Here is a 6980-nt window from a genome sequence, read left to right as displayed (position 1 = left end):
CCGCCGGCTTGTCCCCCGGGTGGGGCGCGCCCGCCATTCCCGCCGCCGGCACGCTGGTCGACGGCCTTGCCGGCTCGATCAGCGTCAACGCCGCCATGACCCCGGCGCTGCTGCGCGACGGCGGCGCCAATGGCGCTGCCTATGTCCTCAACACTTCCGGCTCGTCCTACGCCAACCTCCTGATCGCCTATGGCGACCGGCTCGACCAGCCGATGGCTTTCGATGCCGCCGCCGGTATCACGGCGACATCCAGCGTCGCCGACTATGCCGCCAACTCGATCGGCTGGTTCGAAGGCGTGCGCCAGCAGGCCTCGACCACCGCCGACGCCAAGGAGGCGCTGGCCACGCGCACGGCCGAGGCGCTGTCCAACGACACCGGCGTCAATGTCGATCAGGAAATGTCGCTGCTGCTCGACCTCGAACACACCTACCAGGCCTCCGCCCGCATGATGAAGACCGTCGACGACATGCTGGACGCCCTGATGAATGCCGTGGGATAATCGATGAAAGCGACAGCCGTCTCCTCAGCCGCAATATCCAACGCCATGCGCTACCAGCAGATGCGCATGCAGTCCGATCTGGTCAAGGCGACGAAGGAGTCAACGACCGGCAAGGTCGCCGATGTCGGCCTGGCGCTCGGCGGGCGCACGACCCAGGCCGTGACCTTCCAGCGCGATCTCGACCGGCTGAACGGCATCATCGATTCCAACGCGCTGGTCGCCGCCCGGCTGACGTCGACGCAGGATGCGCTCGGCCAGCTCTCCGACGTCGCGCAGAACTTTCTTTCGGCCTTGACCAGCGCCGTGTCCGGCGATTCCTCGACCAGCATCACCCAGCAGGCCGGCGCGTCGGCGCTGCAGCAGATGACCGGCATCCTCAACACCAGCGTGAATGGCGAGTATCTGTTCGCCGGCACCAACACCGACGTCAAGCCGGTCGACGATTTCACCGCCGCCGGCTCGCCCGCCAAAGCCGCTTTCGACGCCTCCTTCGTCGCCTATTTCGGCTTCACCCAAAGCGATCCGGCCGCGGCCAACATCACTGCCGCCCAGATGGACGACTTCATCACCACCAGCGTCGAGCCGCAATTCCTCGGCCCGGGCTGGCAAGGCACCTGGTCGAACGCCACCGACGAGCAGATCACCAGCCGCATCGCGCTGAACGAGACCACGCAGACCTCGGTCAGCGCCAATGAGGACGGCATCCGCAAGCTCGCCATGGCGGCGGCGATGGTCGCCAACCTGTTCTCCGGCAACATCAGCGATGCCGCCAAGAACACCGTCGTCAGCCGCGCCCAGACATTGGTCGGCGAGGCCATCGGCGGCATCGTCCAGGTGCGTTCGGAGGTCGGCCTAACCCAGAAACGTGTCTCCGACGCCAGCGACCGCATGAAGACCCAGGTCGACCTGTTCGAGAAGCACATCATCGATCTCGAGGGCGTCGATCCCGCCGAGGCCGCGACCCGCATCGCCGACCTGACGCAGCATATCGAGACCTCATTCGCGTTGACCGCGCGCCTGCAGCAGCTCAGCCTGCTGAATTACCTGACCTGAAAACTTCCACCGGAACGGCAGAGCCCCGACGATGTATCAATTCTCCTACGCCGACATCCAGACCGACTCCGTCTCCGACGCCAAGGACCGCGAGCGGGAATTGCTCACCCGCTCGATCGACATGCTGTCGGCCGCGGCCGCGGTCGGCCAGGATTCCATGGAAGCGATCGAGGCGCTGCACTTCACCAACCGCATCTGGACCACCTTCGTCGAGGATCTCGGCTCCAGCGACAACGCCCTGCCCAAGGAACTGCGCGCCAACCTGATCTCCATCGGCCTGTGGCTGCTGCGCGAGGCCGAGGACATCCGCCAGGGCCGCACCAACAATTTCGAAGGCCTGATCGAAGTCTCCCAGATCATCCGGGACGGCATCCAATGACCAACACGCTGAAGATATCGCTGAAGCCGAACGAGAAGATCTACATCAACGGCGCCGTCGTCCGCGTCGACCGCAAGGTCACAATCGAGCTGATGAACGACGTGCAGTTCCTGCTCGAAAGCCACGTCATCCAGGCTGATCAGGCGTCGACCCCGCTCAGGCAGCTCTATTTCATCCTGCAGGTCATGCTGATGAACCCGGCGAGCGCCTCCGAGGCGCGCGACATGTTCCGCCGCTCGCTGCCCATGCTGCTGGCGAGCTTCGAGGACGGCGAGATTTGCAGCGCGCTGAAGCAGATCGACCGCATGGTCGGCGAGGACCATGTCTATGAGGCGCTGAAGGCGATCCGCGCGCTCTATCCGCTCGAACGCCGCGCGCTTGGCGGCAATGACGATATTCCGGGCGCGGCGCGCCCGCTGGCCGTAGGAGCTTGATGCCGATGACCGTGGACATGACGACCACCATACCGACCGGTGCCAACTCGACCACCACGTCGACCTCGAAGACCGCGGTCGACTACCAGTCGTTCCTGAAGCTCCTCATCGCCGAGATGAAGAACCAGGATCCGACCAAGCCGATGGACTCGACACAGTACGTCGCCCAGCTCGCCACCTTCTCGCAGGTCGAGCAATCGGTGCAGACCAACACCAAGCTCGACCAGATCATGCAGTCCTCGGCCCTGTCGCAGGCCGATGCCCTGATCGGCCGCTCGATCACCTCCGCCGACGGCAAGACGACGGGCACGGTGGCCTCCGTGCGCCTGGCCAGCAGCGGCCTCATCGCGGTGCTGCAGAACGGCACAGAAGTTCCCGTCACCGCGGGCGTTTCGGTCAAGGCGGCGAGCTAGAGCATGATGCCGAAAAGTGTGAAGCGGTTTTCGGGCGACATCATGCTCTATCTCTTTGATTTAGAGCCGGATTCAGATTTCAGGTCGACTCGACCTGAGATCATCCGGCTCTAGGCGACAGGCTCCGGTCACGACCCATGAACGAGGCCGACGCCCTCGATATCGTCCAATACGCGGTGTGGACGGTGCTGACCGCCTCCGCGCCGGTGGTGCTGGTGGCGATGGCGGTCGGCATCGGCATCGCGCTGATCCAGGCGCTGACCCAGATCCAGGAAATCACGCTGACCTTCGTGCCGAAGATCGTCGCCATCATGCTGGTGGTGGCGCTGACCGGCCCATTCATCGGCGGTCAGATATCGGCCTTCACCAACGTCATCTTCGAGCGCATCGAGCACGGCTTCTGACGCGGAACGCGGAGTGCCTGCCTCCTTGCGCCCACCGGACGGCTTGCGGGCAGCCCGGTTGCGGCTAGATTGTGAATTGCACGGCGTAGGCGCCACTGGTCTCAGGCGGTCTTCAAAAATCATGGGGCAGACTAAACCGGCCGGCAGGCCATGTGCGGAATAGCCGGCGTCTGGCGAAAGCGCGACCCGATCGGCGCCGGCGACCTGTCGGACATCGCCGGCATGATGCAGGCGCTGGCGCATCGCGGGCCGGACGACCACGACAGCTGGAGCAGCAGCCGGCTCGCCCTGGGTCATCGCCGGCTTGCCATCATCGATCCCTCTCCCGCCGCCCGCGAGCCGATGCTGACCGCATGCGGCAAGGGCGTGCTCGCCTACAATGGCGAGGTCTACAACTATCGCTCGCTGCGCCAGGCGCTCGAGGCGGAAGGCTGCATTTTCCGCAGCGTCTCCGACACCGAAGTGGTTCTGCAGGCTCTGCATCATTGGGGTCCCGAAAAGGCGGTGCCGCTGTTCGACGGCATGTTTTCCTTTGCCTACTTCGACGCGCGCGACAACGCCCTGTGGTTCGCCCGCGACCGCCTCGGCATCAAGCCGATGGCGGTGGCCGAGACGGCCGAGCGGATCCTGTTCGCTTCCGAGGACAAGGCGATCCTCGCCAGCGACGGTTTTGGCCGCCGCATCGACGTGCGCGAGATCACCTTGCGGCTTGCCTGGCAGCACCGCGATTCGAGCTTCAGCCTGTTCGACGGCATCGAACGCCTGCCGCCGGCGGGCCTCTGGAAGATCACCGACGCCGGCATCGAGAAGCGCTGCTTCTGGCACGTCCTCGATGTGCTGGAGGCGGCGCGCATCACCGGCGACCGCATCTCCGACGACGAGCATATGGCGAAGCTCGAAGCGCTGATCGAAGACAGCGTCGATATCCATTGCATCGCCGACGCCAGTATCGCCACGGCCTGCAGCAGCGGCGTCGATTCCGGTCTGATCACAGCGCTGTCGAAGCGCTTCAGGCCGGAAATCCACGGCTATGTCGTCGACCCCCGGCTTGGCCGCAGCGAGGCGGAGAACGCCGAACGGACCGGCCGCCGCGCCGGCGTCCCGCTGCGCCGGGTGCCGGTCGACAGGGACCGGTTCTTCGAGCTCTGGCCGAAAGCGGTCTGGCACCTCGAAAGCGACGGCTGGCACGCAAGCCATGTCGGGCTTCTGGCGCTGGCCGAGCAATGCCGGGCCGACGGCGTCAAGGTGCTGCTGACCGGCGAAGGTGCCGACGAACTCTTCGGCGGTTACAAATGGCAGGCCGAAAGCATGCGGGCCTGGCAGGCATGGTCCTGGCCGGGACGGCTGTTCCGCTCGAAGCGCTGGCTCGATCGCAAGTTCGGGCGCCTGCGCCATGCGCCATTCAAGACATCGACCGGCAACAGCTCGGCCTCGGAGCGCAATCTCGTGCTGAGGTCGCTATCGCCAGAGCTCAATTTCCTGCAGACCAGGATCTTCGACCGGCTCGAACCGGTGACGCCGCTCGGCGATCGCGCCTTCCTTGGATGCTGTCTCTACGATCTCTATTCGCATTTGCAGGACCTGCTCAACCGGCATGACCGGCTGAGCATGGCGGCATCGGTCGAGCTCAGGGTTCCCTTCATCGAAAACCGGCTGATCGACTTCGCGATCCATCTGCCGAGGCGTCAGAAATTGCGCGGCAGGACCGGCAAGTGGCTATTGAAGAAGGTCGCGGAGAAGCACCTGCCGCGCGAGAACGTCTACGCACCGAAGAAGGGTTTCGAAATCTCGTCCGGCTTCACCCAGGGCAGCCAGGGCCTGCTGCGCGGCGGCTATCTGCGCGACGCGCTGAAATGGCCCGCCGCCGCCGTCGAGGACCTTGTCGACCTGGCGAGGCGCGACGAAGCCTCGCGACTACGCCTCGTCGGCATGGAACTGTTCCTGCGCCTTCATGCCGGCGGCGAAACGGCGGGCAACCTGACCCATGCGCTGCATGCCGCGGCCGCAGAAGCGTCTGGTTAAGCGGTTCGGCCCAACCGTACGCCCGGGCGGTTGGTCCAAGGCCGCCAGACCATTGGCTTAGCCGCGTAACGACGCATTTTTGCCTCGCTATCCTGTTGTTGGAGCATAATCTTTTTCAAGCAACGGTCCGCCCCGCGTCGCCATGCTCCATCTCCGGAGAGGACATTCGCGGCGGCAGGCCAACGGCGTGTAAAGCGGGACAGCGCGGATGATCGATGACGAGCCGGACAGCGAACGCGTCTCGGCGCTGGCGCCGTTCAGCCACGGCATCTTCCGGGCCGTTTGGTCGGCCAGCCTGGTGTCGAATTTCGGCGGTCTCATCCAGGGCGTCGGCGCCGCCTGGATGATGACCATGATCGCCACCTCGTCCTACCAGGTGGCGCTGGTCCAGGCCTCGACCACGCTGCCGATCATGCTGTTCGCGCTGGTCGCCGGCGCCATCGCCGACAGCTTCAACCGGCGCAAGGTGATGCTGGTGGCGCAGACCTTCATGCTGGTCGTCTCGGCGCTGCTGACGCTGTTCACCTGGTTCGGCCTGATCACGCCGTGGACGCTGCTCGCCTTCACCTTCCTGATCGACAGCGGCACGGCGCTGAACAGCCCGTCATGGCAGGCCTCGGTCGGCGATATGGTGCCGCGTTCCAAGGTGCCGGCGGCCGTAGCGCTGAACTCGATGGGCTTCAACCTGACGCGCAGCGTCGGCCCGGCGATCGGCGGCGTCATCGTCGCCGCCGCGGGCGCCGCCGCGGCCTTCGCCGCCAATGCGCTGAGCTATATCGGGCTGATCATCGTGCTGTTTCGCTGGAAGCCGGAAATACCGGCGCAGACCTTGCCGCGCGAGACGCTTGGCGCGGCGATGGGCGCCGGCCTGCGCTATGTCGCAATGTCGCCCAACATCGGCAAGGTGCTGGTCCGGGGCTCGGCCTTCGGCTTCAGCGCCGGCGCGGTGCTGGCGCTTCTTCCGCTGGTGGCGCGCGATGTCGTCAAGGGCGATGCCTTGACCTACGGCATCATGCTCGGCGCCTTCGGCATCGGCGCGGTCGGCGGCGCGCTGATCAGCGTGCGGCTGAGGCAGTTGCTGTCCTCGGAGACGATGGTGCGCATGGCCTTTGGCGGCTTCGCCGTCTGCGCCCTCAACGCCGCCGTCAGCCTTCACGCCTGGCAGACCGCTCTCGGTCTGCTCATCGGCGGCGCCTGCTGGGTGCTCGCGCTGTCGCATTTCAACGTCACGGTGCAGATGTCGACACCGCGCTGGGTGGTCGGCCGGGTGCTCTCGGTCTACCAGACGGCGACCTTCGGCGGCATCGCGCTGGGCAGCTGGGTCTGGGGCGTCGTCGCCGACGCGCATGGCGCCGAGACCGCGCTGATCGCGGCCAGCATCACCATGCTGGCGGGTGGCGCCATCGGCCTCGTCCTGCCCTTGCCGCAGCATGCGGTGCTCAACCTCGATCCGCTCAACCGCTTCAAGGAGCCGCATCTGGGGCTCGACCTCAAGCCGCGCAGCGGCCCGATCGCCGTCATGATCGAGTACATCATCCGCGACGAGGACGTGCCGGAGTTCCTCGCCACCATGGCCGAGCGCGGCCGCATCCGCCGCCGCGACGGCGCCCGCAACTGGACACTGGCGCGCGACCTGGAAAATCCATCCGTGTGGATCGAGCATTACCACACGCCGACCTGGCTGGAGTATATCCGCCACAACAGGCGGGCGACCCATGCCGACGCCGTCGTCGGCGAGCGCATCCGGGCATTGCACAGCGGCGGGGGACCGCCGC

The 6980-nt window shown here is 65.9% G+C and carries 8 protein-coding genes; all 8 read left to right on the top strand.

The genetic code is table 11. The annotated features are described in order from the left end of the window. Positions 1–500 (top strand): flagellar basal body rod C-terminal domain-containing protein (locus tag EN738_RS28080; protein WP_281034330.1); only part of this gene is annotated, 500 nt, incomplete at its 5' end. Positions 501–503: 3 nt separating this feature from the next. Then, positions 504–1553 (top strand): flagellar hook-associated family protein, encoded by a 1050-nt coding sequence (locus tag EN738_RS28075; protein ID WP_127286504.1) that lies wholly within the window; start codon positions 504–506, stop codon positions 1551–1553. A gap of 31 nt (positions 1554–1584) precedes the next feature. Further along, positions 1585–1932 carry a flagellar biosynthesis regulator FlaF gene (gene flaF, locus EN738_RS28070; protein WP_127286503.1) on the top strand — a complete coding sequence of 116 codons (348 nt, stop codon included), beginning with the start codon at positions 1585–1587 and terminating at the stop codon, positions 1930–1932. Next, positions 1929–2366 carry a flagellar biosynthesis repressor FlbT gene (flbT, locus tag EN738_RS28065; protein ID WP_127286502.1) on the top strand — a complete coding sequence of 146 codons (438 nt, stop codon included), beginning with the start codon at positions 1929–1931 and terminating at the stop codon, positions 2364–2366. Before flaF ends, flbT begins: the two co-directional genes overlap by 4 nt. Positions 2367–2371: 5 nt before the next feature. Further along, positions 2372–2779, top strand: coding sequence for a flagellar hook assembly protein FlgD (gene flgD, locus EN738_RS28060; protein WP_127286501.1), 408 nt, complete (start codon positions 2372–2374; stop codon positions 2777–2779). 137 nt (positions 2780–2916) lie between these two features. Further along, positions 2917–3183: a flagellar biosynthesis protein FliQ gene (gene fliQ / locus EN738_RS28055; RefSeq protein WP_126058467.1), complete on the top strand. Its 267-nt coding sequence runs from the start codon at positions 2917–2919 to the stop codon at positions 3181–3183. A 150-nt stretch (positions 3184–3333) separates the two neighbouring features. Beyond that, positions 3334–5205: an asparagine synthase (glutamine-hydrolyzing) gene (asnB, locus tag EN738_RS28050; protein WP_127286500.1), complete on the top strand. Its 1872-nt coding sequence runs from the start codon at positions 3334–3336 to the stop codon at positions 5203–5205. A 208-nt stretch (positions 5206–5413) separates the two neighbouring features. Further along, positions 5414–6980, top strand: a 1567-nt coding sequence (locus tag EN738_RS28045) for an MFS transporter (protein ID WP_145966953.1), incomplete at its 3' end; no start/stop codon positions are given.

Origin of the sequence: Mesorhizobium sp. M4B.F.Ca.ET.017.02.2.1, from assembly GCF_003998955.1 — a bacterium.
In the GTDB taxonomy this organism is placed as follows: Bacteria; Pseudomonadota; Alphaproteobacteria; order Rhizobiales; family Rhizobiaceae; genus Mesorhizobium; species Mesorhizobium abyssinicae.
Note: the sequence above shows the minus strand (reverse complement) of the source record. Positions and strands in the feature narration are given on the sequence as shown.

What these genes read in the sequence shown, in the direction of transcription:
- EN738_RS28075 (WP_127286504.1), top strand. Translation starts at nt 504, where the DNA reads ATGAAAGCGACAGCCGTCTCCTCAGCCGCAATATCCAACGCCATGCGC.
- flaF (WP_127286503.1), top strand. Translation starts at nt 1,585, where the DNA reads ATGTATCAATTCTCCTACGCCGACATCCAGACCGACTCCGTCTCCGAC.
- flbT (WP_127286502.1), top strand. Translation starts at nt 1,929, where the DNA reads ATGACCAACACGCTGAAGATATCGCTGAAGCCGAACGAGAAGATCTAC.
- flgD (WP_127286501.1), top strand. Translation starts at nt 2,372, where the DNA reads ATGACCGTGGACATGACGACCACCATACCGACCGGTGCCAACTCGACC.
- fliQ (WP_126058467.1), top strand. Translation starts at nt 2,917, where the DNA reads ATGAACGAGGCCGACGCCCTCGATATCGTCCAATACGCGGTGTGGACG.
- asnB (WP_127286500.1), top strand. Translation starts at nt 3,334, where the DNA reads ATGTGCGGAATAGCCGGCGTCTGGCGAAAGCGCGACCCGATCGGCGCC.